24 protein-coding genes are annotated in these 25,839 nt (G+C 64.6%); 5 read left to right on the forward strand and 19 right to left on the reverse strand.

Features of this window, described 5'->3' with window-relative positions; all coding sequences use genetic code 11:
* Window positions 1–9: 9 nt before the first annotated feature.
* From AC1DB0_RS11715 to AC1DB0_RS11750, 8 genes are read right to left on the reverse strand one after another with little or no spacing between them, the layout of a single operon-like run.
* Window positions 10–513 (reverse strand): LeuD/DmdB family oxidoreductase small subunit, encoded by a 504-nt coding sequence (locus AC1DB0_RS11715; RefSeq protein WP_342068035.1) that lies wholly within the window; start codon window positions 511–513, stop codon window positions 10–12.
* Window positions 510–1,823, reverse strand: a complete 1,314-nt coding sequence (locus AC1DB0_RS11720; protein ID WP_476756920.1) for a 3-isopropylmalate dehydratase large subunit — start codon at window positions 1,821–1,823, stop codon at window positions 510–512. The genes AC1DB0_RS11715 and AC1DB0_RS11720 overlap by 4 nt, the downstream gene beginning before the upstream one ends.
* A gap of 2 nt (window positions 1,824–1,825) precedes the next feature.
* The gene (locus tag AC1DB0_RS11725) at window positions 1,826–2,536 is read right to left on the reverse strand and encodes an ABC transporter ATP-binding protein (RefSeq protein ID WP_054426051.1); all 711 of its coding nucleotides are present in this window, start codon (window positions 2,534–2,536) and stop codon (window positions 1,826–1,828) included.
* Window positions 2,533–3,288, reverse strand: coding sequence for an ABC transporter ATP-binding protein (locus tag AC1DB0_RS11730; RefSeq protein ID WP_342068032.1), 756 nt, complete (start codon window positions 3,286–3,288; stop codon window positions 2,533–2,535). Before AC1DB0_RS11730 ends, AC1DB0_RS11725 begins: the two co-directional genes overlap by 4 nt.
* Window positions 3,281–4,249, reverse strand: a complete 969-nt coding sequence (locus AC1DB0_RS11735) for a branched-chain amino acid ABC transporter permease (RefSeq protein ID WP_342068031.1) — start codon at window positions 4,247–4,249, stop codon at window positions 3,281–3,283. Before AC1DB0_RS11735 ends, AC1DB0_RS11730 begins: the two co-directional genes overlap by 8 nt.
* Window positions 4,250–4,251: 2 nt before the next feature.
* Window positions 4,252–5,124 carry a branched-chain amino acid ABC transporter permease gene (locus tag AC1DB0_RS11740; RefSeq protein WP_054426057.1) on the reverse strand — a complete coding sequence of 291 codons (873 nt, stop codon included), beginning with the start codon at window positions 5,122–5,124 and terminating at the stop codon, window positions 4,252–4,254.
* An 8-nt stretch (window positions 5,125–5,132) separates the two neighbouring features.
* Window positions 5,133–6,338, reverse strand: coding sequence for an ABC transporter substrate-binding protein (locus tag AC1DB0_RS11745; protein ID WP_054426059.1), 1,206 nt, complete (start codon window positions 6,336–6,338; stop codon window positions 5,133–5,135).
* A gap of 19 nt (window positions 6,339–6,357) precedes the next feature.
* Window positions 6,358–7,155 (reverse strand): GntR family transcriptional regulator, encoded by a 798-nt coding sequence (locus AC1DB0_RS11750; RefSeq protein WP_476756921.1) that lies wholly within the window; start codon window positions 7,153–7,155, stop codon window positions 6,358–6,360.
* A 154-nt stretch (window positions 7,156–7,309) separates the two neighbouring features.
* Here AC1DB0_RS11750 and AC1DB0_RS11755 point away from each other — a divergent pair, with 154 nt between their 5' ends.
* The 3 genes from AC1DB0_RS11755 to AC1DB0_RS11765 all read left to right on the forward strand — a co-directional run bounded on the left by AC1DB0_RS11755 (window position 7,310) and on the right by AC1DB0_RS11765 (window position 9,628).
* Window positions 7,310–7,975, forward strand: a complete 666-nt coding sequence (locus AC1DB0_RS11755; RefSeq protein ID WP_476756922.1) for a hypothetical protein — start codon at window positions 7,310–7,312, stop codon at window positions 7,973–7,975.
* The gene (locus AC1DB0_RS11760) at window positions 7,968–9,098 is read left to right on the forward strand and encodes a hypothetical protein (protein ID WP_476756923.1); all 1,131 of its coding nucleotides are present in this window, start codon (window positions 7,968–7,970) and stop codon (window positions 9,096–9,098) included. Before AC1DB0_RS11755 ends, AC1DB0_RS11760 begins: the two co-directional genes overlap by 8 nt.
* Before the next feature lie 68 nt (window positions 9,099–9,166).
* The gene (locus AC1DB0_RS11765; RefSeq protein ID WP_476756924.1) at window positions 9,167–9,628 is read left to right on the forward strand and encodes a GNAT family N-acetyltransferase; all 462 of its coding nucleotides are present in this window, start codon (window positions 9,167–9,169) and stop codon (window positions 9,626–9,628) included.
* A 30-nt stretch (window positions 9,629–9,658) separates the two neighbouring features.
* Here the strand turns inward: AC1DB0_RS11765 and AC1DB0_RS11770 are convergent, their stop codons facing one another.
* From AC1DB0_RS11770 to AC1DB0_RS11785, 4 genes are all read right to left on the reverse strand, one after another.
* Entirely contained in the window at window positions 9,659–11,137 is a 1,479-nt protein-coding gene (locus AC1DB0_RS11770; RefSeq protein WP_476756925.1) for an MFS transporter, read from the reverse strand.
* A 7-nt stretch (window positions 11,138–11,144) separates the two neighbouring features.
* Window positions 11,145–11,849, reverse strand: a complete 705-nt coding sequence (locus AC1DB0_RS11775) for an SDR family oxidoreductase (RefSeq protein ID WP_447981457.1) — start codon at window positions 11,847–11,849, stop codon at window positions 11,145–11,147.
* Between the two features lie 109 nt (window positions 11,850–11,958).
* Window positions 11,959–12,558 (reverse strand): TetR/AcrR family transcriptional regulator, encoded by a 600-nt coding sequence (locus AC1DB0_RS11780; RefSeq protein ID WP_476757088.1) that lies wholly within the window; start codon window positions 12,556–12,558, stop codon window positions 11,959–11,961.
* Between the two features lie 298 nt (window positions 12,559–12,856).
* Complete coding sequence (locus tag AC1DB0_RS11785) at window positions 12,857–13,393, reverse strand: YaeQ family protein (RefSeq protein WP_054426071.1); 537 nt, start codon at window positions 13,391–13,393, stop codon at window positions 12,857–12,859.
* A gap of 744 nt (window positions 13,394–14,137) precedes the next feature.
* Here AC1DB0_RS11785 and AC1DB0_RS11790 point away from each other — a divergent pair.
* Complete coding sequence (locus AC1DB0_RS11790; RefSeq protein WP_476757089.1) at window positions 14,138–14,785, forward strand: LysE family translocator; 648 nt, start codon at window positions 14,138–14,140, stop codon at window positions 14,783–14,785.
* Between the two features lie 508 nt (window positions 14,786–15,293).
* On the opposite strand, the gene AC1DB0_RS11795 is transcribed toward AC1DB0_RS11790, so the two are convergent.
* The 5 genes from AC1DB0_RS11795 to ggt form a co-directional block, all read right to left on the reverse strand.
* A complete protein-coding gene (locus AC1DB0_RS11795) occupies window positions 15,294–17,162 on the reverse strand; it encodes a dipeptide ABC transporter ATP-binding protein (RefSeq protein WP_156336859.1) in 1,869 nt (622 codons plus the stop codon).
* Between the two features lie 14 nt (window positions 17,163–17,176).
* Window positions 17,177–18,055, reverse strand: a complete 879-nt coding sequence (gene nikC, locus AC1DB0_RS11800) for a nickel transporter permease (RefSeq protein ID WP_054426077.1) — start codon at window positions 18,053–18,055, stop codon at window positions 17,177–17,179.
* The gene (locus AC1DB0_RS11805) at window positions 18,052–18,996 is read right to left on the reverse strand and encodes an ABC transporter permease (RefSeq protein ID WP_054426079.1); all 945 of its coding nucleotides are present in this window, start codon (window positions 18,994–18,996) and stop codon (window positions 18,052–18,054) included. Before AC1DB0_RS11805 ends, nikC begins: the two co-directional genes overlap by 4 nt.
* Before the next feature lie 138 nt (window positions 18,997–19,134).
* Entirely contained in the window at window positions 19,135–20,649 is a 1,515-nt protein-coding gene (locus AC1DB0_RS11810) for an ABC transporter substrate-binding protein (protein WP_175169998.1), read from the reverse strand.
* 49 nt (window positions 20,650–20,698) lie between these two features.
* The gene (ggt, locus tag AC1DB0_RS11815; RefSeq protein WP_054426083.1) at window positions 20,699–22,327 is read right to left on the reverse strand and encodes a gamma-glutamyltransferase; all 1,629 of its coding nucleotides are present in this window, start codon (window positions 22,325–22,327) and stop codon (window positions 20,699–20,701) included.
* A 127-nt stretch (window positions 22,328–22,454) separates the two neighbouring features.
* On the opposite strand from ggt, the gene AC1DB0_RS11820 reads away from it, so the two are divergent.
* The gene (locus AC1DB0_RS11820) at window positions 22,455–23,357 is read left to right on the forward strand and encodes a LysR family transcriptional regulator (RefSeq protein ID WP_054426085.1); all 903 of its coding nucleotides are present in this window, start codon (window positions 22,455–22,457) and stop codon (window positions 23,355–23,357) included.
* 69 nt (window positions 23,358–23,426) lie between these two features.
* On the opposite strand, the gene AC1DB0_RS11825 is transcribed toward AC1DB0_RS11820, so the two are convergent.
* Together AC1DB0_RS11825 and AC1DB0_RS11830 are read right to left on the reverse strand one after the other, a co-directional pair.
* The gene (locus tag AC1DB0_RS11825; RefSeq protein ID WP_476756926.1) at window positions 23,427–25,598 is read right to left on the reverse strand and encodes a phosphocholine-specific phospholipase C; all 2,172 of its coding nucleotides are present in this window, start codon (window positions 25,596–25,598) and stop codon (window positions 23,427–23,429) included.
* 35 nt (window positions 25,599–25,633) lie between these two features.
* The gene (locus tag AC1DB0_RS11830; RefSeq protein ID WP_054426089.1) at window positions 25,634–25,828 is read right to left on the reverse strand and encodes a hypothetical protein; all 195 of its coding nucleotides are present in this window, start codon (window positions 25,826–25,828) and stop codon (window positions 25,634–25,636) included.
* Between the last annotated feature and the right edge of the window lie 11 nt (window positions 25,829–25,839).

The raw sequence follows: 25,839 nt of genomic DNA on the forward strand, positions 1-25,839 counted from the left end.
GTGTTCTTCCTAAGAGGTTTGACGCTGTTTCAGCAGATTCAGCAGTCCGCCGGCCCGCACCATGTCCATCAGGAAGGCGGGAACGGTCTCGCAGTGCAATTCAGAATGTGTGCCGCCCTGCTCGCGGCCGACGCGCCCGGCGGTGGCGTCGAACGTGATGCGTTCGCCGTCCGCCAGCGCTTCCGCTTGCGGGCACGTCAGCAGCAGCAAGCCCACGTTGAAGGCGTTGCGAAAGTACAAGCCGTTGAACGACGGCGCGATGACGGCGGCCACGCCCAGCCGCACCAAGGCGGCGGCGGCCTGCTCGCGGGATGAGCCGATGCCGAAGTTGGGTCCGGCCACCAGCACGTCGCCCGGCTGCACCTGCGCCGCAAATTCCGGCCGCACGCGTTGCAGGCAGTGGCGCGCGATTTCGTCGATGCCGAACTTCATATAGGCGCCCGGGGCGAGCGCGTCGGTGTCGATATCTGCGCCCACGCGCCAGACGCGGTGCGACCTTGTGTGATCCGTCATGCCATGAACTCCCGGGGGTCGGCGATGCGACCGGCCACTGCCGACGCCGCCACGGTGTAGGGCGACGCCAGATAGACCTGCGCCGTCTCGGAGCCCATGCGTCCTTTGAAGTTGCGTGCGGTGGTGGAGATGACCGTAGCGCCGTCTGGAATGGAACCGCCATATCCGGCGCAAGCCCCGCATGACGTTGCCAATACGTCCGCGCCCGCGTCGCGCAGCACCTGCATCACGCCTTCCTGATCCGCCAGTTGCTGGTCTTGAAGGCTGGCGGGCGCCACCATCAGGCGCATGCCCGCAGCCAGTTTTCGTCCGCGCAACACGGTGGCAGCGGCGCGCAAGTCGTCGAGCTTGGCGCCCGTGCAGGCGCCGATGTATGCCACTTGCAGCGGCACATCGGGGTAGTGATCCACGTCGCGCGCGTTGGCCGGGCTGTGCGGGGCCGCCACTTGCGGCGCCAGCGACGCGGCATCGAAGTCGTGCCATTCGGCGTCCGCGCCCGCATCGCTTTGCCAACGGGCAAGGTCCAGCTCGGCCGTGACGCCGGCCTGGCGCAGATAGGCGGCCGTGGTGTCGTCAGGCGCGATCAGCCCAACCTGCGAACCCAGCTCGGCGCTCATGTTCGACAAGGTCATGCGTTCCTGCATGGACAGCGCGCGCACGGCCTCGCCGCAAAATTCCACGGCCTGATAGCGCCCGCCATTCATGCCGTAGCGGCCGATCATGTGCAGCATCATGTCCTTGGCGGTGACGCCTGCGGCCAGCCGCCCGCTCCACCGCATCATCAGCGTCTTGGGCACCTTGACCCAGATCTGGCCGGTAACGGCCACGCCCAACATCTCGGTGCTGCCGATGCCAAACATATAGGCGCCGAACGCGCCGCCCGTGGGCGAATGCGAGTCGCCGCCTACACAGAACATGCCGGGCCGGATATGGCCGTGCTGCGGCACCACTACGTGGCAGATGCCGACGGAGTCATACACATTCGGCAATTGCTGCCCCGCCGCCCAGTCGCGGGCAATGCGGACGATGCGGCGCGATTCGTCGTCGGATTCGGGCACGTAGTGGTCAATGACGAGCACGATCTTTGCCGGGTCCCACAGCGACGCGCCCAATTCTTCCAGCATGGGCTGCAAGCGCCGGGGGCCGCTGGAATCATGGAACATCGCCAGGTCCACGGCACAGGTCACGATTTCGCCTTCATCGACAGCGGGCCGGCCGCAGGCGGCGGCGATCAGCTTTTGCGCCAGGGTTTGAGGCCGGTGGGTTTGAGGCTGATTGGCTTGAGGCTGATGAACTTCAGAAGCAGACATCGCTACATCCCCAGATAGGCGCGGCGCACGTCGTCGCTGGCCATCAGTTCCGGGCACGATCCGCTATAACGCACCGCCCCGTTTTCCAGCACATAGGCGCGTTGCCCCGTTTCCAGCGACTGGCCCACGTTCTGCTCCACCAGCAAAATCGCCAGCCCGTCGGCGTGCAGGCGCTGGATCAGTCCAAACAATTCCTCGACCATCAAGGGCGACAAGCCCAGCGATGGCTCATCCAGAATCAGCAGCCGGGGTTCGGCCATCAAGCCCCGGCCAATCGCCAGCATCTGCTGTTCGCCGCCCGACATGGTGCCGGCCAGCTGCGTCAGGCGCTCGCGCAGGCGCGGGAAAATATCCAGCACCTTGTCCACGTTTGCGGCGCGATGCTCGCGTGCCCGGGTGAAGGACCCGAGTTCCAGGTTTTCAAGCACGCTTAAGTTCGGGAAGATGCGGCGGCCTTCAGGCACCTGGATCAAGCCCGCCTTGACCACGTCGCGATAGTGGCGGCCGGTCAGGTCGTGGCCGTCGAAGCGGACGGAGCCGCCCCAGGGTTTGCACAGCCCGCACACGGTGTTGTTCAGCGTGGATTTGCCCGCGCCGTTGCTGCCCAGCAGCACGACAATTTCGCCCTCGCCCACCGTCAGGTCCACGCCGCGCAGCACTTCCATGCGCCCGTAGCCTGCCCGCAGGCCGCTCACTTCCAGCAGCGCGCTCATGCCGGCGCCCCTTGCGCGGCCAGGCGCGCCGCCGCGCCATGCCCCAGATAGGCTTCCACCACTGTCGGGTCGCGCGTGACTTCGCCGGGTGTGCCCGACGCAATCAAGCGGCCCTGGGCCAGCACCCACACGTGTTCGGCCAGGCTCATCACCGCACGCATCACGTGTTCGATCATCAATACGGTGACGCCATCGTCCACCAGCTTTTTCACGACCGGAATCATCTCGTCGATCTCACTCGGGTTCAGGCCAGCCAGCACTTCGTCCAGCAGCAGCAAGCGCGGCCGCGTGGCCAGTGCGCGGGCCAGTTCCAGGCGCTTGCGGCCCGCCACGGTCAGGTCGGCCGCGGGCTTGTCCAGCGCCCCTTGCAGGTTGACGCGTGCGGCGACGTCTTCGGCCGCGGCCAGCGCCGCCCGCCGGTCACGCAAGCGCAGATGCGCGCCCACGGCGATGTTCTGGCGCACCGTCTGCGCGCCAAACGGCTGCACGATCTGGAAGGTGCGGGTCAGGCCCAGTTGCGCGGATTCGTGCGGTGCGCGGCCCGTGATGTCTTCCCCGGCAAAATGCACCGAGCCAGCGCTGGGCTTCAAGAAACCCGACAGCAGCGCAAACAGCGTGGTCTTGCCCGCGCCGTTGGGGCCAACCAAGGCGGTCAACGACCCTTGCGGCACGGCCAGGTTCACGTCCTGAACGGCCTTCAGGCCACCAAACGAAATCGACAGATTGCGAGCTTGCAGCAGGATCTCAGGCACGGGCGCGCTCCTTGCCAAACAGGCGGCCTAGCGATTGGCCGCCGCCACTGATGCCGCGCGGCAGGAACATCACGATCAGAATCAGCACCACGCCGTAGATCACCATGCTGATGCCCGGCAGTTCGCCAAACAGGTTGCGTGTCAGGTCGGCCAGCCCATGCAGCGCGACCGCGCCCAGCACCGGCCCCCACAGCGTGCCCATGCCGCCCACGATCGCGCCCACCAGGGCCTCGACCGACACCGCCGAGCCAAACGCAATACCGGGGTCGATGTACTGGAACACCTGCACATAGAACGCACCCGCCGCGCTCATGAACGCCGCCGACAGCGCAATGCCGCCCAGCTTCACGCGCAGCGGATTCACGCCGATGGCGCGCGCCGCGTCTTCGTTGTCGCGCACTGCTTGCAGGTACGCGCCAAAGCGCGAATGACGCAGCCAGGCGGTGACCATCAGCGCGAGCACCACAAAGGCCAGCAGCAGATAGATGTAGCCACGGCGGGACGCGAACTGCATGTTCGCCGCGCCCTCTTGCAGCGGCACCATCAGCCCCACCCCGCCTCCGGTGAAGGACGCCGACAAGGCCAGGATGCGAAACACCTCGGCAAAGGCGAGCGTCACCAGCGCAAAGTACGAACCCTTCAAGCCGTAGCGAAACGTCAGCCCGCCCACGGCCATGCCAACCAGCGCGCCCAGCGCAATGGCCATCGGCAGCGCCAGCCAGGGGTTGATGCCTAAGTTCAGCTGGCCCAGCGCCTGCGCATACGCGCCCACGCCAAAGAACAGCGCATGGCCGAAAGACAGCTGGCCGCCATAGCCGCCCAGAATGTTCCAGGCCTGCGACAACAGCGCCGCGTACATCGACATCATCACAAAAGTCAGCAGCACGCCTGACTGCGCGAACGTGGCCAAAGCGGCCACCGCCACTCCGAACAACGCAATTGCGGAAAGATCCCGGTTCATGCTCAGCCCCTCGCCCCGAACAGCCCCTGCGGGCGAAACAGCAGCACCGCGATGAAGATCGCGAAAATGCCCATCTGACCCAGCGAGTCGCCCAGGAACAGGCCCCCGATGGACTCCACCACGCCAATCAACAAGCCGCCCACGAGCGCGCCCACAAAGCTGCCCATGCCGCCCAGCACCACAATCGTGAACGCCACCAGCACGAAGCCGCTGCCCACTTGCGGGTTGACGTAGTACGCGGGCAGCAAGAAGCAGGCGGCCGCGCCCAGGCAGGCCATGCCGATGCCGAACGACAGCGCATAGACCTTTTCCACGTCGATGCCCATCAGCTTGGCGCCCTGCTTTTCACGCGCCACGGCACGGATGGCGCGGCCCAGGTCGGTGCTGCGGATGATCCAGAACAGCACCGCCGCCACCGCCAGCGCGCCGCAAAACGCGATGACCTTGGGCAGCGCAATCATGGCGGGGCCGATCTCGACGGTAGACAAGGTGTAGGCCGTGTCGATGCTGCGCGTGTCCGACTTGAACCACACCAGCGCCAGGTTTTCCAGCACGATGGCCAGCCCCAGCGTCACCAGCAGAATGTTCTCGTCCTTGCCGTGGCTGGCGCGGTTGATCACGAAGCGCTGCAACGCATAGCCCAGCGCGAACATGCCGGCCACCACCAGCGGCAACGCCGCGTAAGGGTCGATACCCAGCCGGTCTTTCAGCAGGTAGACCGCATACAGCGCCACCATCAGGGCGGCGCCGTGGGCGAAGTTGATGATGTGCAGCACCCCGTAGATCAGGGTCAGCCCCAAGGCGATCAGCGCGTACACCGCGCCGGTCGTCAGGCCGTTGAGCACCGACGAAAAGAGGATGGCAGGGTCCAGCATGCTTGCCCTCAGGCCTTCAACGGGAAGATGGCGTCGGCCTGGCGGTATTGCGCCGGGATGATCACCTTGATGTCGCCGCCGATCACCTGCGTCAAGAGCGGCTGTGCGCCCGTGTTCTGGCCGTTGACGAACTTTGTGGGGCCATACGGCATCAGGTTGTCGTGGAAGGTGCTGGCGGCCAGCGCGTCGATGATGGCGGCGCGGTCAGCGGACTTGGCGCGCTCGATGGCATCGGCCAGCAACTGCACCGCAACGTAGGTCATGAACACTTCATAGCTGAAGTACGCGCCCTTCTCTTCGACGCGCGCTTTCAGCGGCGCCACGCGCGGGTCCTTGGGGTTGAACCAGTGGTTGCAGTCGATGATGCCGTTGGCGATGTCCGGAAATTCCTTCAGGAACTTGTAGCTGGACGCCGCGCCCCCCAGCACCGAATAGATGGCCTTGGGCTGCACCTTCTGCTGCTTCATGGCGCGCAGCAGCAGCGCGTATTCGTTGTAGTAGTTGGCCGGGATGACAATATCCGGATTCACCGACTTCATGCGCAGCACGATGTTGTTGAAGTCGCGCGTGGGGTTCGGGTGCTTCACCACTTCCTTCACTTCGAAGCCGTGCTCCGGCAGCGACTTCGCCAACAGCGCCGCCGTGCCGGTGCCGAACAAGGAATCCTCGTGCACGATCATGACGGTCTTGGCCGGCTTGCCAGCCGCGTCGTTCAAGGCGGCCAGGTCGGCGATGGCGCGTTCGCTACAGGCGCGGTAGCCGGGTCCGAAGCGGAAGGTGTTCTTCAGGCCGCGCTCCACAATCTGGTCGGCCACCCCCACATCCACCACGTGCGGCAGGTTGTACTTGGCGGCGGTCTGCGTCGTGGCCAGGCAGATGGCCGACGCATACGCGCCCACAATGGCCGACACGCCCGCCTCGTTCATCTTCTCGACTTCGGCCGAACCCGCTTCGGGGCGCGACTGCGCATCCCCCAACACCGCCGACAGCGGCGCGCCGCCCAACGACTTGATGCCGCCCGCCTTGTTGATGTCTTCGATGGCCAGCAGCGCGCCCAGCCGGCATTGCTGCCCCGAGTACGCCAGTGCGCCCGTCACCGGGTGCAGCACGCCGATCTTCACGGGCGTTGCGCCTTGGGCGCGCGCCACCCAGGGCGTGGACACGAGCGCCGCGGCGGCGGCGGAGCGATAGAGGAAGGTGCGGCGCGAATTCATGGGTGATCTCCGAAGGGGTTCAATGAAATTGGGCCGACAGCTCTTCGCTGACCCAGACCTTGGCGTCGATGCTGCCGACGCGCGACAGCTGCAATTGGTATTGATAACGGTCGGGCCGGTACAGGCCCTGCAATAGCTGAACAGGACGGTCGTTCACGTCGCGCACGACGCGGGTAACGGCCAGCAGCGCCGAGCCCACAGACACATCCAGATGGCGCGCCACCTGCGCATCGGCCAGCCGCGCAGATATCGTCTGCGTGGCGCCGCCAAATTCCACGCCGGCCGCCTCAAGCAGCATCAGCAAGGGTTCGCGTTCCAGGTCTTCGCGCGTGAAATCGGCCACGGCTTGCGGCACGTAAGTCGTGATGTGGGATAGCGGCCCGGCCTCGGTGCTGCGCACGCGCAGGCTCTTGTGCACGGGTGTGCCGGGCGGGATGCGCAGCGACTCGGCGACGGTTGGCGGCGCAAACACCAGCGAGCTGTCCAGCACCTGCACCGAGGTGCGCAGCCCCATGTTGACGATGTTCTCAAGCAGCCCGGTCAGGTGCGCCTTCTGTGGCGCATTGGCGGCGGGCGCGGTGTGGGCGGCGGACGCCCCGCGCAACGGCCACGTCCCCAACCCGGGGCGGCGCGACACCAGGCCGTCGGCCACCAGCATCTCCATCGCCTTGCGGATGGTGATGCGGGCCACGTCGAACTGATCGGCCAGCGCGTGCTCGCCAGGCAGTCCATCCTGATCGAATCGCCCTTCCTGCAACTGCTCGCGCAGGACGAGGTAGATCTGGTGGTACTTCGGCAAAGGTAGTGAGGTTCCCATGCCGGGAACTCTAGGGGTGTCCTAATGTACCGTCAATGGAACAAACACCCTGACGGGCTGTTCTATCGGGAAAACACTAAGCCCTTTTTGCCGATCACAATCTGTCACGTTCGCGCGCAAATCAGCATCATCTTGGGCGATATCATCGCGCCCTATGCACACACACTCCGACAAGAATATGCCGTTGTCCGCCGCAGGGCTCCGGCGCATCTGGCTGCTGGCCACCGCCGTGCTCTTTACCGTGCTGATTGCGCTGCACGCCGGCACAAGCCACGCCCAAACCTTTGATCGCCAGCAGGAAAACCAGCGCTATCAGCAATGGCTGGAAGCCTTCCGGCAAGACTTCCAGAGGCTGCGCCAGCTGCCCGACCCGGCCAGCGCGGATGTGGATGCGATGTTTGCCAACACGCTGGTGCCGGGTTCGCGCGCCACGCAGCTGGTGAAGGAACTGGCGAAGGCCAAGGGCGGCAGCACCAGCGGCGAGATTCACTTCGTGGGTATCGCGCGCGTGTTCATGGCGGCCTTGTCGGACTCGGTGGTCGCGGGCGACGGCGGCGTCTATCCCGACACGCACGCCACCTACAAATCCCAGACGCTGCGCGTGCGCTACATGCATGTGGATGGCGGCGGGCGGCTGGAACGCTACTTCAATAATCCGGAAGTCTTCACGCCCTACCGGCTGCCGGACAACGGCGTCTACGCGCGCAACGCCTACCCCTTTCTGCTGTTCGAAGACACCCAGGGCAAGCTGCGCCTGGGCGGCGTGTCCAAGGAATTCTGGGACCTGGTGAAGTTCATGGACTCGCTGCAATATGCATAAGCCGCCGCGTGTCTTACGCGTTGCCCTGGCCGCCGCGCCGCTGCTGTTCGCCTCGGCGGCGCACGCCACCTGCGGCCCGGCGGATACTGATTTTTCAGTGGCGTCGACCTTGCCTGCCGTATCGATCTCCGTTGATCTGGACGGCGAACGCGTGCTGCTGGGCAAGCGCGGCGAACGCGTCCCAACAAATTCCCGGCTGGCCGTGCTCGACGACGGCGAACTGATGCCGCGCACGTGGATGGACAAGGTCGACTGGTCCGCGTATCGGGTCAGCGACAAGCGCGCCCGCCCCGCCCCCACCAAACTGTATTTCGACCCGGAAGGCCAGCTCTGCCGGGTTGAACGCTACCGCTCGATGCGCGGCGAGGCCGTGCTTGAAAGCGGCTACACGCTGTCGTACAACGCCTCGGGCGCGCTGACCGCGTACACCGAATATTCCCTGTCCAGCCCGTCCAACCCGCAGCCCTACTACGCCACTCGCAGCGCCTGCCTGCAACGCGACGCGCAAGGCCAGCTGACTACGTTCATTGACGATGGTTGCGGCGACACGAAGAGCGCCGGCGCCCGCCGCCACTTTGTGCGCGACGACTCGGGGCGCTTGCTGCGGGTGATCGATCTGGTGTCGCCGGGGCAGCCGGTGTCGGTTCAGCTGTTGGATGCGCAAGGCAAGCCGGGGCCGCGTTACGTGCGCCTGGCCACCAACTACTTTGTGCCGGGCGCCGACCAAACGCCCTTGGCGTACGCGGCCCCGCCCGTCAAACCGCGCGAACGCGTTTACCCTTTGGAACAGAAAACGCTGGCCGCCCTGCCGCTCGAGGTGCCTGAAAATCCATGGCGCATCGTCCGGATCAAGGACGATGTGCCGATGGATGACGACATGATGTCTTGGGACCCCGAGACGCAGATCGTGCTGGCCCAGGGCGCCGACAGTACGCAGAACGTGGCGGTCTTGACGCCCGCGCAGCAGCAACAGGTTTGGAAGACGATGGGAGACCACCCCTGGCGCGTCTATTTCTACCCTGACCCGGCGACGCGCATCCTGTTGGTGCCCGCCATGCCGCCCGAAAAATGGAAGGCTTGCAGCGACCCCGCCAACACGGCGGCGGACGCCTGCGCGGGCTGACCGCCATCCCGGGCCGACGCCATCAGGCGGCATCAAGCGTCGAACCAAAACGATCAAAGGGACGAAGCATGACGCTCTCGCTGCACGCCTTTGCCGAGATCCCGACCGAGGACTGGATTGGCCTGCTCAACCACCCCGACGTGATACGGCACATGCCGCTTGCCACCGGCGAGTGGACCGAAAAAGCCGTCGCGGATTGGGCCAAGGGCAAAGACGCCCAGTGGCTCGCGAACGGGTATGGCCCCTGGGCACTACGGATTGATGGCAGCTTTGCTGGCTGGGGCGGTTTTCAAAAGGAAGGCGACGAGGCCGACCTTGCATTGGTTCTGCTGCCGACGTACTGGGGGCACGGTGCGATGATCTTTCGCCACTTCATGGCCCGCCGCCATGCGCTGGGCATCGGGCCGGTCAGCATCCTGCTGCCGCCCAGCCGGACACGGCTTAGAGGTCTTGCCAGGCTGGGCTTCCAATTGGTGGGTGAGTTGGCCTACGAAGGCCAACGTTTTCTGAAGTTTCAAACCGCAGGCTAAGGACAGCAAGGGATCACGGCACAGGGGCCATCACCCTTTCCCCGGCCGCGTGTCCACCGCCAGGCACAGCAGCGCCGTCACCAAAGCCAGGGCAACATGCCCCACATACAGCGGTGAGAATGCCGCGTGGCTGACCGCGCCGTGCCCCAACAACAGCACCGTGATCGCCACCCCCATCACCCCGCCGATCTGGCGCGTGGCCTGATTGACCGCGCTGCCCACCGCGTAGTGCTGGGGCGGCAGCTTGCTGACCGCCGCGCCCGACAACGACGGCAGCACCATGCCTACGCCAATCCCGCTTAGCAGCAAGCCCGGCAGCCATTGCGTCAAGTACGCGGGCTGCTCGCCCGGCACCAGCAAGAACCACAGGCCGCTTGCCGCATAGATCAGCGCACCGCCCACCAGGAACGGCCGATGGCCCATGCGCGCCGCCAATCGCCCGGTCAGAATCGCGGTGGGCATCACCAGCAGCGGCCCCGGCGTCACGGCCAGCCCGGCGCGCGGCAGGCTGTAATGCCACACGCCCGTCATGTAGAAAAAGAACGCGAAGAACATCATCGCAAACGCGATGCCAAAACTCAGCGTGGCCAGGTTCACATAGCGATACGTACGGTGCTTGAACAGCGCCAGATCCACGAGCGGATGCGGCGTGGCGCGCGCCCAGGCCACAAACGCGCCCAGCGACACTACGCCCACCGCCGCCACCACACCCAGCTCCAGGCGTGTCCAGGTGGGTGATTCCGACTGCACAATCGCCAACGCCAGCGCGCCCACCGCCACCATCAGCAAGGCCATGCCCACGCCATCCACACGCCGCCGCGCTTCCGGCTTCACCGATTCCTTGAGCAGCCCCGCACCAAACCACAGCGACAACGCGCCCAGCGGCAGGTTGATGTAGAACGCCCACGGCCAACCGGCCCAGTCAACGACGAACGCGCCCAAGCTGGGACCCACAGCCGCCGCCAATCCGCCCACCGCGCCCCACAAGCTGACCGCCACCGCGCGTTGCGAGGTCGGAAACGCGGCCAGCACAATCGACAATGACGCCGGCGTCAGCAAAGCCGCGCCCACGGCCTGCGCCACGCGTGCGGCAATCAGCCACCCCACGCTGCCCGCCAGCCCACACGCCGCGGACGCCGCCAGGAACAGCACCACGCCCACCATGAACATGCGTTTGCGGCCGTGCGTGTCAGCCAACCCGCCCGACGGAATCAACATGGCGGCGAAGACGACCGTGTAGGCGTTAAGCACCCACGACATATCCGCCGCCGACGCCTCGGGAAACCCGGCCCGCAGCGCGCCGAACGCGGCGTACAGCATGGTGCTGTCGAGCGACACCAGGAACACGGCGATGCTGGCGACCCAGAAGATCGGCCAGGGAGAGGTGGCGGCCGGAGCGGCGGCAGGCGATCCTGCGGCAGCGGAACCTGCGGCAACCGATGCTGCGGCAGCCGATCCTGCGGCAGGCGAACCTGCGGCAGGCGCAGAGGAACGAGCGGTAGCGTGCATGGCCGTCTTATCCCAGCGCCTTCAGATACACCGCCGGCTCGGCGGACAAGCCCTGCTTCACCAGACGCGTCCGATCATCGGCCAGCACTTCCTCGGCGCCCGCTTCCAAACCATCGAACGCCTGGGCAACGATGGCTTCCGGCGTGGACTTCGGGCCATCCAGGCCCTTGGTCAGATCCGTATCCACGAACCCCATATGCAGCCCCAGCACCTGCGTCTTCTGCGCACGCAGCTCGTTGCGCAGGCCGTTCGTCATGCCCCACGCCGCGGATTTGCTCATCGCGTACACGCCCAGCAGCGGCCCATTGATCCAGCTGGCGATCGACAGCACGTTCAGCAGCGCGCCGCCGCCGTTTGCGGCCAGCACGGGAGCAAACGCCTGTGCGACACGCAAAGAACCAATCAGATTGGTGTCCAGATGGCGTTGCACCGATTCGATGCTGCCTTCCGCCAAAAAGCCGCCTGTTGCCGCGATACCAGCGTTGTTGATCACGAGCGTCACGTCCGACGCATGCTTGGCGGCGGCCGCCACATCGTCGGCATTCGTCACGTCCAGCTTGATGGCTTCCACGCCAGGCAAGGTGACGGTGGACGGATCACGCGCGCCGGCATACACCTTGCGGGCGCCACGGGCCAACGCCTCGCGGGCGAATGCCAGCCCCAATCCGCGGTTGGCGCCGGTAATCAAAACAACTGCATTCTTCAAATCCATGATGAGTTCCTTAGAACAAGGGGGACTGCGCGATCAAAATATGATGATCATCATATTTAGGTTGGGTAAAAAGGCCACGTAATGCGGCCTTGAAAAAATCGGTAAGTCTTCAGGCGGACAGCGCGGCGTCCTTGTGGTCGTACTGCTCCAGGATGGCTTGGCGGGCAGAGGCCAACACGGCGCGCCCCTCGTCGTTATCCCCCAGCGCGCGGGCCAACTGCAACGCGCCCACCAACGTGCTCGTCACCGCCACCGCGGCATGCTCGCCAGCAGTGGGCGGCAGCACCTGCCGCAGCGCATCCAGCAAGCGCCGCACACGCAACGCCGACACTTCGCGGACTTCGGCCGATTGACGCGGAATCTCGGATGCCAGCGCCGACACCGGGCAACCACTCTCGCAACCCGTCAAATGCGCATCACCCAAATACGTTTCGACCCACGCCCGCAACGGGCTCGCGCCCTCGGCCTGCCGTTCGGCCATTCTCTTCATCATGCGCGCGGCGCCATCGCGCCCGGCGCGCTCCATGGCGGCGGCCAACAAGGCCTCGCGAGACGGAAAGTGCGCATAGAACCCGCCGTGAGTCAGACCGGCTTCCTTCATGACGTCCGCCACCCCCACGCCCCCATACCCTTCGCGCCGGATCGCGCGCGCGGCGGCGTCGACGATACGTTCGTGAGAGAGCTCTTTGCGGGAGGACGGGCCAGCCATGATGGGGACCTTGGGATTTCTAAATATGATGATCGTCATATTAATCCCGCAAAAATCCGGCGCGCAAGCGATTTTTAAGGCGGATTTGTAACGTGCGCCGCCCGGCGTGGGGGCGGCGCAAGAAGTCTGATGACTTAGCGCCAGACTTCCGGGTCGACAAGCAACGGCTGACGGCCTAGCGCCAGACTTCCGGGTCGACGGGCAACGGCTGAGGGCTTAGCGCCAGACTTCCGGGTCGACGAGCAACGGTTGACGGCCTAGCGCCAGACCTCCGGGTCGACGAGCAACGCCTGACGGCTTAGCGCCAGACCTCTGGCTCGACGCTGACTTCGCCCTTCTCGGCGGAGAAGTAGACGATGCCGTCCGAGATATTGGCGTTCAGCTGCATGGTGCGTTCGGCCAGTTTGGCCAGCGCCTTGCTCTGGTCCGACGGCAGGTTGATGACCTTCAAGTTGCGGGTGCGCTCGAGCTTGTTACGCACGCCATCCCACCAGATCTTGCTGGCCGAGCCGCCATAGCAATACACGATGACTTCATCCGCACGGCCACAGGCGCGCAAGATGCGGCGCTCTTCAGGCTGGCCCACTTCGATCCACAGCTTGACGGCGCCAGTCAGATCCTTGACCCACAAGTCCGGCTCATCGGTGTCGCTCAAGCCCTTGGTGAACGCCAACTCTTCCTGCGCATGCAGGGCGAAAGCGACCAGGCGCACCATCATGCGTTCGTCGGTTTCCGACGGATGACGGGCGACGGTCAGCGAGTGGCTGCCGTAGTAATGACGGTCGGTATCGGCGACGTTGAGTTCGGCCTTGTAGATGGTGGCGCGCAGGGCCATGGCGGTGATCCGTGAAGTCTTGCTAATTGCTTGGAGGGCGCAATGATAACGCTTGATGACCGTTGGGGGCTTTGGTCGGATGTGGGGGGGGCTTCGTAGGGGAGGCGTTCAAGAGGTGCTTCGTGGGAGGGGCGTTCAAGAGGTGCTTCGTAGGAGAGGCGTTCGAAGGGTGCTTCGTGGGGACGGCGTTCAGGGGGGCACTTCGTGGAGAGGCGTTCAAGAGGTGCTTCGTAGGTCGCTCGTCGCCGTGGCCGTCATGGCTGCTCGCGCCCACGATTGCGGTCCGGAGCCTTCGCTCCGGACTGCCCCCTCGTCATCTTCGTTGCGGCCTACGGCCGCTGCCTTCAGATTCCCTCGGGCGCATCGAGGTTGCTCGCAGCCATGACGGCCACGGCAACGAGCTGCCGATGTCTGGGCTTGATGCGCTGCTAGAGCTGTGGTCAGGGACGAGGCGTGCGGGGCCCGCCGAATTGCTGCCGCCCGGGCGGCGGCAATCGGCATACGCAGCGGTCGTGCGTGGGCGATGGACGCTTGCGCGCTTGCGGAGAGCCGCTAGTTTAGGGGGCCGCCATCGTGGGGGGTGGGTAGAGATGGGCGGCGCGCGGCGGCGGGCTGATTTCTTGTGGTGACTTTCTGGCGCGCCGCCCATCCGGCACTGGGGTTCAAGTGACGGAAGGCGGCGTACACTTTTTGTTTGGTGGCGCTCTTGGCCCTTCGCGCTTTCCCTTCGATCTTGCTCCTTTTATGACCGCTAACGCTGCGTTGCTCGCCTTCACATTGGCTGCCGCCATCCTCACGATTACGCCGGGGCTGGATACCGCATTGGTGCTGCGAACCGCCGCTGTCGAAGGCGGACGCCGTGCGCTGATGGCAGGCTTGGGCATTTGTGCCGGGTGCCTGATTTGGGGCGCTATCGCCGCTTTTGGCTTGGGGTCGTTGTTGGCGGTGTCGACGTTGGCCTATGACACCCTGCGGATTTGTGCAGCGGCGTACTTGTTTTACCTAGGGGCGAAATTGCTGTGGCGCACACTGCCTGGCAAGAAATCGACGCCGTCGCACCCCGCCGAACCCGCCGCCATCCCCTCGGCAACCAGCGCCACCGGCTGGTTCTTGCGAGGCTGCCTGACCAACGCGTTGAATCCGAAGGTAGGCATTTTCTACATCACCTTCCTGCCCCAATTCATCCCAGCCGGCACCAACGTGCTGACTTTCAGCCTGCTGCTCGCCGCGATCCACGCGCTGCTGGGCGTACTCTGGTTCGCATTGCTAGTCGCCGCAACGCGCCCGCTAGCAAAATGGCTGTCAAAGCCCGCAGTCACCCGCAGCCTGGACCGCATGACAGGCGCGGTCTTCATCGCGTTTGGATTAAAGCTGGCCTTGCAAAGGCGGTGATACCACCGACAGCAGCCGGCTCAAATCATGGAGATCATTTGTAGAACGGATGAAGTGTGGCCAGCCGTGCAAGTGACTTAGCATACTGATCGCCCAAGCCCTGACGCCAGCCTCCAATCCAACACCGCCACGACGCCCCACCACCCAAACGCCAAAAAAGGCCGCCCGCGCGGCCGGCTTTGGCGGCCCCGCAAGATCTTCCACCCCACTAAAACCCGAGGCAAAAATGCCAAGCAAACCGCCCTCCCCAGCGCCCGTCACTGGCCGCTATTGCAGCGTGTGGCGTCGGGGCGGGGGTGAGCGGGGCGAGTCGATGCGCCCGAGGGAATCTGAAGGCAGTTGCCGCAGGCAACCACGAAGATGACGAAGGGGGCGTCCGGAGCGAAGGCTCCGGACCGCAATCGTTGAGCCCCGCTCACCCCCGCCCCGACGCCACACGCGGGTTAAGAACCCAAACCGGAACTCAAAACGAACGGACTCAAAACCCGCTACACCAAAAAAACCAGCCTCAATAAACCCCCACCGAATGTCGGGCGACAAAATGCCCGTCTCCGACGGCAACCAACGGCTCCACCAGCGGATCATCCCCCAGCTTCCTCATCGGGCTAGGAATCTCATCCACCAGCAATGACCGCTCCCGATGCCGCCGCTGGGGATCAGCGATCGGCACCGCAGCCATCAGCTTCTTCGTATACGGATGCTGCGGATTTTCGAAGATCGCACGGCGCGGGCCGATTTCCACAATCTGCCCCAGATACATCACCGCCACCCGGTGGCTCACCCGTTCCACCACCGCCATGTCATGCGAGATGAACAGGAACGACACCCCCAATTCCCGCTGCAAATCCAGCAGCAGATTCACGATCTGCGCCTGAATCGACACGTCCAGCGCCGACACCGACTCGTCCGCAATCACCACCTTCGGATTCAACGCCAACGCCCGCGCAATGCAGATGCGTTGACGTTGCCCCCCCGAAAACTCATGCGGATAGCGGTCGATCATCTCAGGCAGCAGCCCGCACTTGTCCATCAGCCAGCGCACGCGATCCTGCGCCGCCTTGCCGCGCGCCACGTTATGGATCAGCAGCGGTTCCATGATGGAATAGCCCACCGTCATCCGCGGGTCCAGCGACGCGAACGGGTCTTGGAAAATGAACTGGATGTGCTGGCGCAACGTCTGCATCGCGCTGCCGCGCAACGCGCCGATATTCTTGCCGTCGAACTCAATCGTGCCGCTCTTGCTCTTCACCAGCTGCAACAGCGAACGGCCCGTCGTGGTCTTGCCGCAACCGGACTCGCCCACCAGCGACAGCGTCTCGCCGGGATACAGGTCGAAGCTGACCTTCTCCACCGCGTGCACGCGCTTCTGCACCCGGCCCAGAATGCCGCCGGTGATGTCGAAACTGGTCGTCAGGTCGCGCACCTTCAGCACCGGGCCGTTCTCGCGGCGCACGGTTGACGGCGCCGCCACCGGGGCATCCACCAGCGCAGCCGGGTCCGCCACATGCGCGGCCTCTTCCACCTTCAAGAGCGGGAACGGCGCGGGTTCATCCGTGCCATGCATCGCGCCCAGGCGCGGCACCGCCGACAACAGCGCTCGCGTATAGGCATGCTGCGGACGCGCGAAGATCTCGTCCGAACCGCCCTCTTCCACCTTGTCGCCGCGATACATCACCAGCACGCGGTCGGCCACTTCAGCCACCACGCCCATATCGTGCGTGATGAAAATCACGCCCATGTCCATTTCTTCTTGCAGCTGACGAATCAGTTGCAGGATCTGGGCCTGGATGGTGACGTCCAGCGCCGTCGTCGGTTCGTCGGCGATCAGCAACTGAGGCTTGCACGACAACGCCATCGCGATCATCACACGCTGGCGCATGCCGCCCGACAACTGGTGCGGATAGCGGTCCAGAATGGCGCGGGCTTCGGGGATGCGCACGCGTTCCAGCATGCGCAGCGTCTCGGCGCGCGCGGCTGCCGCGTCCAGGCCCTGGTGCAATTGCAGGGCTTCGGCGATCTGGTTGCCGGCCGTGAAGCTCGGGTTCAGCGAGGTCATCGGCTCTTGGAAAATCATCGCCACGTCCGCCCCGCGCACGCGTTGCAGCGTGGTGTCGGGGGCATGGGCCAAGTCCAGCACCTCGCCATTGCGGCGGCGCAGGAACATATCGCCATTGACGATCTTGCCGCCGCCGTATTCCACCAGGCGCATTAGCGCCAGCGACGTTACCGACTTGCCCGAACCGGACTCGCCGACAATCGCCAGCGTTTCGCCACGGTCAACGTGGAACGACACATTGCGCACGGCTTCCACCGTGCGGTCGGGGGTCTTGAAGCGCACGGTCAGGTCACTGACCTGAACGACGCGTTTAGGGTCCATGGTTGCCATAGTGATTACTTTTCCTGACGCGGATCAAGCGCATCGCGCAGGCCGTCGCCCAGCAGATTGAAGCCCAGCACCACCAGGAAAATGGCCGACCCGGGGAAGATCGACATCCAGGGCGCCTGGGTCATGAAGTTCTTGGCCGTGTTCAGCATCGAGCCCCACGACGGGGTCGGCGGTTGCAGCCCCAGGCCCAGAAACGACAGGCTGGCCTCGGCGATGATGGCCGTGGCGATGGTGATCGTGGCTTGCACGATCAGCGGCGGCATCACATTGGGGAACACGTGCCGGCCGATGATGCGCAGGTCAGATGCGCCCAACGCGCGTGCGCTCTGCACATAGTCTTCGTTCTTCACCGCCAGCACCTGCCCGCGCGTCAGACGCACGAACTTGGGCGCGGCCGATACGCCGATGGCGATCATCGCGTTGGTCAGGCTCGGCCCCAGGAAGGCGGCCAGCGCGATGGCCAGGATCAGGAACGGAATGGCCAGCAGCGCTTCCGTGGCGCGCGAGATGATGCTGTCCGTCCAGCCGCCGAAATAACCGGCGGCAAGCCCGAACGGCACACCGACCACCAGCGCGATCAGCACCGACACCAGGCCCGCCATCAACGACGCGCGGGCGCCATAGACCATGCGGCTGAAAATGTCGCGGCCCAGCTCATCGGTGCCCAGCCAGTACGACGCCGACGGCGCCTTGCGGATGGTGGTGAAGCTGGTCTGCAAGGGGTCGTGGTTGGCGATAAACGGCGCCAACACGGCCAACAGGACGAAGAACGCAACGATGGCCAGACCCAGCATCGCGATGTGATTGCGTTTGAATTTTCCCCAGGCGCGATTGCGGCTGCGGGGCGGCGTGACGGCAGCGGCCGTTGCAGGAAGTGCGCTCATGAGTGCCTCAGGCGGGGGTTGACCAAGATGTACAGAATGTCGGCCAGCAGGTTCATCAGAATGAAGCCCACCGCCACGCAGAGCACCACGCCCTGCACCACCGCGTAATCGCGCGTGAACACCGCGTCCACCACCAGCTTGCCGAAGCCCGGAATCGTGAAGACCTGTTCGGTCAGCACGGCGCCGGCCAGCAATTCACCGAACAGCAAGGTCACCAGCGTCACAATCGGCATCAGCGCATTGCGCAGCGCGTGGCGCAGCACGACCTGGCGCGGCGACACGCCCTTGGCGCGCGCGGTGCGCACGTAATCAGCCGACAGCGCTTCCAGCATGGACGAACGCGTGTGACGCATCAGGTAGGCGGCAATCGCGGTGGACAGCACCAGCGACGGCATCAGCATGGTCTTGATCGACAGCCAGAAATCTTCCGCGGGCGACACATAACCGGACGCCGGCAGCAGCTTCCACTGCACGGATACCACCATGATCAGGATGATCCCCAGCCAGAAGTTGGGGATGGACATGCCGGATAGCGCCGCGATGTTGGCGCCCATTTCAATGGGCTTGCCCTTGCGCACGGCGGCGATGATCCCCATCGGGATGCCGATCAAGAGCGCAAAGAACATGGCCATGGCTGCCAGTTGCAGGGTAACGGGCAGCTTTTGCGCGATCAGCGTCGTGACGGGCACGTCGGTGCGCAGGGACTTGCCCAGATCGCCTTGCAGCACCTGGCCGGCCCAGGCCGCGTATTGCATCGGCAGCGGATCGTTCAGGCGGTATTTGTCGCGCAGGTAATCCAGGACGGCCGGGTCGCGCTCTTCGCCGGCCAAGGTCAGCACCGGGTCGCCGGGCAGGATTTTCTGCAGCATGAACACGATCATCGACACCAGTATCAGTGTCGGTATCGCGACGATCACGCGGCGCAAGATTAGTTTAAGCATGTGGGAAAAACCGTAGAACAGGAACGGCGGACGGCGTCAGGCCAACAACACCTGGCGCGCGGCCGCCGCAAAGAACCATGGGATGCGTCGCCGCATCCCATGTGCGCAGCGCCCCAAAAGGCGCGCCGCGCGTCGTCATTACTTTTGCGCGAACGTCACACCCTTCAGGCGGATCATGCCATCAGGATACGGCGTAAAGCCCTTGACCTTCTTGCCCATCGCAAACGGCCACGGCTGGTAGTAGTTGTACACGCCCGGCAGTTCGTCCTGGATGATGGTCTGCGCCTGCTCGTAAATCGCTTTGCGCTTGGCTTCATCCGTAACGGTGCGGGCCTCGTTCAGCAGCTTGTCCACTTCCGGATTGCAGTAGTGGCCATCGTTCAGCGCGCCCTTGCAGGTGACGAACGAATGGATGTTGCCATCCGGGTCCACGCGGCCAGACCAGCCCAGCATCACGACCTGGAAGTTGCCGCCCGACGATTCCTTTTGCAGGGCCGCGTATTCCGTGGGACGCAAGGACAGGTCAAAGCCCGCCTCGGACGCCATCGCCTGAACGATTTCAGCCACCGACGAGGTCGTGGTGTTGTTGCCGAATACCAGCTCCGCCTTCACGCGGTCCAGGCCCGCTTCTTTCAGCAAGGCCTTGGACTTGGCCACGTCACGCTTGGTGACGGGGAATTTGTCGCTGTGATAGGGGCTTGCCGGCGGGAACGGCTGTTGGGCCGGTTCGAAAATGCCGCCGCCTGCCACTTCGTTGATGGCGTTGCGGTCGATGGCGTATTGGAACGCCTGGCGCACCAGCTTGTTCTTGAACGGGTTGTCTTCGGCGCGCTTGCCGTTGGCCACGTTGAACATGAACTGCTGGAAGCCCAGGCCGGCCACCGGCGCAAACGTCAGGCTGGCGTCGGTCTTCACTTGCGGCGCGTCGGACGGGTTCAGGCGTTCCAGCAAGTCCAGATCGCCGGCGCGCAGGTTCGACAAGCGGACCGTGGTGTCGGGAATGGGCAGGAAAGTGACGCGCTTGAACGCGTAGTCTTTGGCGTCGTAGTACTGGTCGAATTTTTCCAGCACGATGCGGTCGTTCTGGATGCGTTCAACGAACTTGTACGGGCCCGAGCACACGGGCTTGCGGCCCACCGAGGCCACGTCCGCGTCGGCGAAGGTCTTGGGCGACAGCATCATGCCTGCGCGGTCRGACAGCTGGGCCAGCAAGGTGGCGTCGGGCTTTTTCAGCGTCAGCACCAGGGTCGTGGCGTCCGGCGCATCCACTTTTTCAACCGAGGCCAGTTCGCCCTTGCGCAGGCTGTCCGGCAGCGTCATCGCGCGTTCCAGGTTGGCTTTGGCCGCGGCGGCGTCGAACTTCGCGCCGTCATGGAACAGCGCGTCTTCGCGCAGCTTGAACGTCAGCACCTTGTTATCAGGGCTGAACGACCACGACGTGGCCAGCTGCGGCACGAAATGCAGCTTGGGATCAATGTCCACCAGCTTGTCGCACAGCGACGTGAACACGATGCGGCCCACGTAGGTGCGGGCGCGATGCGGGTCCAGAACGTCGGGATCTTCCTGCAGGCCGATCCGGATGTTCTGGGCGCACGCGGCGCCCGCAGCCAGCGCCAGCAGGCTGGCGCCGAAGGTCAAGGTCAAGCGTTTCATTGTGTTATTTCCCCTTGTTGCTTGCGATGCTTGAATGTGGATGGCCGTCTTAGAAGCCGACGGCCTGGCCGTCGCGGCGGCTGTCGCTGGCGGCGACGTAACCCAGCTCGTTGTCGCTTTCCGACATGCGCCAGATGAACTGGCCCGCGCCAAAGTCCATGTACGGATCGTCAACAGACTTCAAAGCATGCCCGAGGTCTTTCAAGCCTGCAATGGTGGACGCCTTCATATTGGTTTCGATGTCCAGCGTGAAGTCGCGGTTGACCTTCCAGCGCGGCGCGCAGCACGCGGCCTGCGGGTTCTGGTGGTAGTCGATCATGCGCACGACGGTCTGCATGTGGCCTTGCGGCTGCATGTCGCCACCCATCACGCCAAAGCTCATGACCGGCTTGCCGCCGCGCGTCAGGAAGCCCGGGATGATCGTGTGGAACGGGCGCTTGCCGCCTTCGACCACGTTCGCCGACTTGGGGTCCATCGAGAAACCCACGCCACGGTTCTGCATGCTGATGCCGGTGCCCGGCACCACCACGCCCGATCCAAAGCCCATGTAGTTGGACTGGATGAACGAGATCATCATGCCGTTTTCGTCGGCGGCGGTCAGGTAGATGGTGCCGCCGGCATGCGGGCGGCCGGCTTCGAAGTGCGTGGCCTGATCCAGGCGGATCAGCTTGGCGCGGCTGTCCAGGTAGGCGTCCGACAGCATCTGCTCGGGCGTCACCTGCATGGCGCGCGGGTCGGCCACGTACTTATACAGGTCAGCAAACGCCAGCTTCATGGCTTCGATCTGGATGTGCTGCGACTGCACCGAATCCACCGGAATGTCAGACATGTCAAAGCGTTCGACGATGCCCAGCGCGATCAGCGCGGCAATGCCCTGCCCGTTCGGCGGGATCTCGTGCAGTTCGTAGCCACGGTACGATTTGGAAATCGGCTTGACCCATTCCGGACGGTAATTGCGCAGATCTTCCAGCGTCATCGCGCCGCCGCATTCCTTGCTGAAGGCGGCGATCCGTTCGGCCAGCTCGCCTTCATAGAAGTCGCGGCCCTTGGATTCAGCGATGCGGCGCAGCGTGTTGGCGGCATCCGGGAAACGGAAGTGTTCGCCAACCTTGGGCGCGCGGCCTTCCGGCATGAACGCCTGGGCGTAGCCCGGCTGCGACTTCAGTTCTTCGGCGGCGGCGCCCCACTTGTGCGCCACGACCGGCGGCACGGCGTAGCCGCGCTCGGCGATTTCGATGGCGGGTTCGAACAGTTGTTCGAACGGCAGCTTGCCCAGCTTTTCATGCAAGGCAGCCCATCCGGCCACCACGCCCGGCACCGTCACGGCGTCCCAGCCGCGCTTGGGCTGAATGGCCAGGCCGTCGGGGCCTGTGCCGTACTTCGCCTTGAAGTACGCGGTGTTCCAGGCCGCCGGAGCCACGCCCGACGAGTTCAAACCATGCAGTTCCTTGCCGTCCCAGACGATGGCGAAGCAGTCGCCGCCCAAGCCGCAGGAAACCGGTTCAACCAGCACGATCGTGGCGGCGGCCGCAATGGCGGCGTCCACGGCGTTGCCGCCCTTGAGCAGCATGCGCAACCCGGCTTGGGCTGCCAGCGGATGCGACGTGGACACCACGTTGCGCGCAAACAGCGGGATGCGAACGGAAGGATACGGGTTGCCCCAGTCGAAGGATTTCATGTGGCTTGTCTCTAAACAGGTCTGAACGGGTCAAATCGGGTTAAGCAGGCGAAGGTACTCTCGTGATCTAATTAAATCAATTTGATTTTTTGTTCCGTCATAAAAGAAATTTTTATGGGTCATCGCTATGAGCACCATCCGGTTTTTGCGCACGTTTCTGGCGGTTGCCCACCATGGCTCTTTTTCCGAAGCGGCCGAGCAAGTGGCGCTGACCCAGGCCGCCGTCAGCTTTCAAATGCGCTCGCTGGAAGCGGAGCTGGGGCGCGAACTCTTCGACCGTAGCGGCCGACTTGCCATTCTTAACGCAGCCGGCCGGGAATTGCTACCTGAAATCAAGCATTTACTGGATTTATACGACCGAATGCGCCTGCCGCGCACGGTGCCGGGCGAACTGGCCGGGTCGGTCTCGGTGGGCAGCATCGTGTCGTGCATGGGCACGCTGTCCAAGGTGGTGTCGGGCTTGAAGAAAGCCCACCCCAAGCTGGACGTGCGCATCCTGTCGGGCAAGGCAAGCGAGCTGGCCGGCAAGGTTGAAGACGGCGAGCTGGACGCGGCCTTTCTGGTGGAAGCCGGCCGCAAGATGGCCAGCACGCGCTGGACTCCCCTATATGAAGAGCAGCTGGTGGTGATTGCGCCGGCATCCGCCACGGGCAAGGACGCCCGTCAGGTGCTGGCGAACAACCCCTTCCTGCGCTTTGACCGCACGCAACGCACGGGCTTGCAGATTGACCGCCTGCTGCGGCGCCTGGCGGTGCCGCTGAACGAATTCCTGGAACTCAACGCCATCGAGACGCTGGTGGAGCTGGTGCGCCAAGAGGTCGGCGTGACCCTGTTGCCGCTGATCAACGGGTCCAACTGGCAACACAGCCCCGAACTTCGGATTCTGACGCTGCCCCAAGACTTAGGCCCGCTTTCGCGGGCCATCGGCATGCTGGAACGGCGCGAGCACGCGCGCCAGAGCATCACGGCGGCGATCTGCGAAGCGTGCGCCACGGCCTTCCGGGCGCGCGAACCGCAAACCACCGCCTGATGCTGGGGGCGTACCTGCTCAGGGCTTACCTGCTCAGGCTTACCTGCTTAGGGCTTACGCCCTTGGGGCTTAGCTCGCCATCGCCGGGTCGGTGATGGACGTCTTGCCCGTTTCAACGTGGCCGGCGAAGCGGCGCAGGTACGACGGGTCTTCGGCCAGGCGGGCCGTGAAGTCGTACCAGTGGCCGCTGGCTTCCAGCGCCCAGTGCTGTTCCACCTTGCTGCCCGCCGGCACCGTCAGCGTCCACCGCTCATTGTTGGTGTAGTAAGCGTTGGGCGTGACTTCGAACGTGCAGGCGTCCTTGCCGCTGTTGATGAAGCTGACATAGACGTCGCCATTGGCGATGTCGTAGCAGACGCGGATTTCCGGGTCCAGCTGCGACGTGCGCGCCAAGGCCAGGTCGCCGGCAAAGTGGCGGTGATAGCCGTTGGGGCCCAGCACCCACAGGTCGTACTTGCCGCCGTCAGCGGCCGTGTCCCAGCTGCCTTCCAGTTGCTTGCCCGCTTCCACCGTGTAGCGGCGCGGCAGGCGGTCCAGATGCAGGCGGTCATAGACATGGAAGACGGCAGCCTGCTTGCCCGTGTTGGAAAACAGCAGCCACATGTTGCCCGTGCTGGGCTGGCTGCGGCCGCTGGTGTGCAGCTCGTACGGCAAGGCGCGCGCGTAGCGGTAGCCCTTTTCCTGCACCGGCTTGGCCTGCGTCGTCGTGTCCGGCAGCGGCACGGCGGTCAGCGCTTCCTGCGCCGCGCGTTCCTGGTCCGAGCCCGAACGGGTCAACAGATTCAAGTCAGGCAGCTTCTCGTCATTGGGCGTGGCGAAGTTGAAGGCCGAGGTCAGGTCGCCCAGCACCGCACGGCGCCACGGGCTGATGTTGTCTTCCGCCACGCCGAAACGGGCTTCCAGGAAACGCAGCACCGACGTGTGATCAAACGCCTGGGAATTGACCCAACCGCCACGGCTCCACGGCGACACCACATACATCGGCACGCGCGGGCCGGGGCCATAGACGCGGTTATCCGCCGCATCCTGAGCGGACGCGTGCGTGTGGCGATCCAGGTCGGTGTTGACGGTGGACGCACCAGCCATCGACCCATCCGCGTTCAGCGACGGGGCGGCGGGCGACGGCACGTGGTCGAAGTAGCCGTCGTTTTCGTCGAAGTTGATCAACAGCACCGTCTTGCTCCAGACGTCCGGGTTCGACGTCAGCGCATCCAGCGTTTCCTGGATGTACCACGCGCCCTGGATGGGGCTGGACGGGCCGGGGTGCTCGGAATACGTGGCAGGCGCCACGATCCACGACACTTGCGGCAAGGTGCCGTTGTTGACGTCGTCGCGCAGCGATTGCAGGAAGCCGCCGTCGGGCATGGTGTTGGCCGTGCCCTTGTACAAGGGGTTGGCGGCGTCCATGCTGGGCGTCCAGGCCGGGTACGGCGAACCGCTGGCGGCGTTGCCCGCCTGCTCGTTGGCGCGGCGGTATTGCTGGAAACCGGCCAGCGGGTTGTCGCCAAAGTTCTCGGGCAGGTTCTGGTAAACCTTCCAGCTGACGCCCGCCTTTTGCAGACGTTCCGGGTACGTCATCCACGTCCAGCCGGTGGTGGACGCACCCAGGCTGTCCCACTGGTTGCGGGTCGACGGGCCGTTGCCCTGCGCCAGCGGATCATTCGTGCCGGTCCAGTGGAACAAGCGGTTCGTGTTGGTGCCGCCGTGCGACGAACAGTGATAGGCGTCGCACAGCGTGAAGGCTTCGGCCAGCGAGAACTGGAACGCCACCTCTTTCTGGCGGTAGTAGCCCATCGACTGGTTCTGCTTGTAGCGCGGCCACTGGTCCATGCGGCCGCCGTCCCACGCCATCTGCGCGTCCACGTAATCATGCGGCGTGCCGGACACGCGCTGGGCGTTGCCCTGCGTGCTGTCCAGGTGATACGGCATCACCACGCGGGTGCCGTTGGTCTGTTCCCACACCGAACGGTTCTGCGGCAGCGGAATCGTGATGCGGTCGCCAAAACCGCGCACGCCCTTGAACGTGCCGAAATACATATCGAACGAGCGGTTTTCCTGCATCAGGATCACCACGTGTTCAACGTCGTTGATGGTGCCCGTGCGGTTGTTGGCCGGAATGGCCAGCGCGCGGCGGATGGCGGGCGGGAACATCGACAGCGCGGTCAGGCCGGCGGTGGAAGCGGCGGCGTTACGCAGGAAGCGGCGCTTGCCGGCGTGGATCGGGTCTTTTTCGGACTTCACGGATGCTTTTCCTATGACTCGGTAAGAGGCGCGGCTCAAGGCGCGCAACGCAGTTCGGGCTTGGCCGGCGTGGGCGGCACGGGCGTGGGCGTGGGCGTTTCGGTGCCGCCGCCGTTGTCGGGCGGCGTGCTGTCGTCGCCGTCATCACCGCCGCAGGCGGCCAGCGTGGCGGTCAGCATCAGTACCGCGCCAGCGCGCAGAAGGTTGCGCAAGATCATGGAATGACTCATGTTTTTTCTAT

The organism is Achromobacter sp. 10T422, assembly GCF_056394065.1.

Excerpts from the sequence above, each read along its gene's own strand:
- AC1DB0_RS11830 (WP_054426089.1), bottom strand. The coding sequence starts at position 25,828 with ATGAGTCATTCCATGATCTTGCGCAACCTTCTGCGCGCTGGCGCGGTA.
- AC1DB0_RS11785 (WP_054426071.1), bottom strand. The coding sequence starts at position 13,393 with ATGGCCCTGCGCGCCACCATCTACAAGGCCGAACTCAACGTCGCCGAT.
- AC1DB0_RS11780 (WP_476757088.1), bottom strand. The coding sequence starts at position 12,558 with ATGGCTGGCCCGTCCTCCCGCAAAGAGCTCTCTCACGAACGTATCGTC.
- nikC (WP_054426077.1), bottom strand. The coding sequence starts at position 18,055 with ATGAGCGCACTTCCTGCAACGGCCGCTGCCGTCACGCCGCCCCGCAGC.
- AC1DB0_RS11740 (WP_054426057.1), bottom strand. The coding sequence starts at position 5,124 with ATGCTGGACCCTGCCATCCTCTTTTCGTCGGTGCTCAACGGCCTGACG.
- AC1DB0_RS11725 (WP_054426051.1), bottom strand. The coding sequence starts at position 2,536 with ATGAGCGCGCTGCTGGAAGTGAGCGGCCTGCGGGCAGGCTACGGGCGC.
- AC1DB0_RS11790 (WP_476757089.1), top strand. The coding sequence starts at position 14,138 with ATGACCGCTAACGCTGCGTTGCTCGCCTTCACATTGGCTGCCGCCATC.
- AC1DB0_RS11755 (WP_476756922.1), top strand. The coding sequence starts at position 7,310 with ATGCACACACACTCCGACAAGAATATGCCGTTGTCCGCCGCAGGGCTC.
- AC1DB0_RS11820 (WP_054426085.1), top strand. The coding sequence starts at position 22,455 with ATGAGCACCATCCGGTTTTTGCGCACGTTTCTGGCGGTTGCCCACCAT.
- AC1DB0_RS11735 (WP_342068031.1), bottom strand. The coding sequence starts at position 4,249 with ATGAACCGGGATCTTTCCGCAATTGCGTTGTTCGGAGTGGCGGTGGCC.
- AC1DB0_RS11765 (WP_476756924.1), top strand. The coding sequence starts at position 9,167 with ATGACGCTCTCGCTGCACGCCTTTGCCGAGATCCCGACCGAGGACTGG.
- AC1DB0_RS11715 (WP_342068035.1), bottom strand. The coding sequence starts at position 513 with ATGACGGATCACACAAGGTCGCACCGCGTCTGGCGCGTGGGCGCAGAT.
- AC1DB0_RS11750 (WP_476756921.1), bottom strand. The coding sequence starts at position 7,155 with ATGGGAACCTCACTACCTTTGCCGAAGTACCACCAGATCTACCTCGTC.
- AC1DB0_RS11775 (WP_447981457.1), bottom strand. The coding sequence starts at position 11,849 with ATGGATTTGAAGAATGCAGTTGTTTTGATTACCGGCGCCAACCGCGGA.
- ggt (WP_054426083.1), bottom strand. The coding sequence starts at position 22,327 with ATGAAATCCTTCGACTGGGGCAACCCGTATCCTTCCGTTCGCATCCCG.
- AC1DB0_RS11745 (WP_054426059.1), bottom strand. The coding sequence starts at position 6,338 with ATGAATTCGCGCCGCACCTTCCTCTATCGCTCCGCCGCCGCCGCGGCG.
- AC1DB0_RS11770 (WP_476756925.1), bottom strand. The coding sequence starts at position 11,137 with ATGCACGCTACCGCTCGTTCCTCTGCGCCTGCCGCAGGTTCGCCTGCC.
- AC1DB0_RS11795 (WP_156336859.1), bottom strand. The coding sequence starts at position 17,162 with ATGGACCCTAAACGCGTCGTTCAGGTCAGTGACCTGACCGTGCGCTTC.
- AC1DB0_RS11760 (WP_476756923.1), top strand. The coding sequence starts at position 7,968 with ATGCATAAGCCGCCGCGTGTCTTACGCGTTGCCCTGGCCGCCGCGCCG.
- AC1DB0_RS11720 (WP_476756920.1), bottom strand. The coding sequence starts at position 1,823 with ATGTCTGCTTCTGAAGTTCATCAGCCTCAAGCCAATCAGCCTCAAACC.
- AC1DB0_RS11805 (WP_054426079.1), bottom strand. The coding sequence starts at position 18,996 with ATGCTTAAACTAATCTTGCGCCGCGTGATCGTCGCGATACCGACACTG.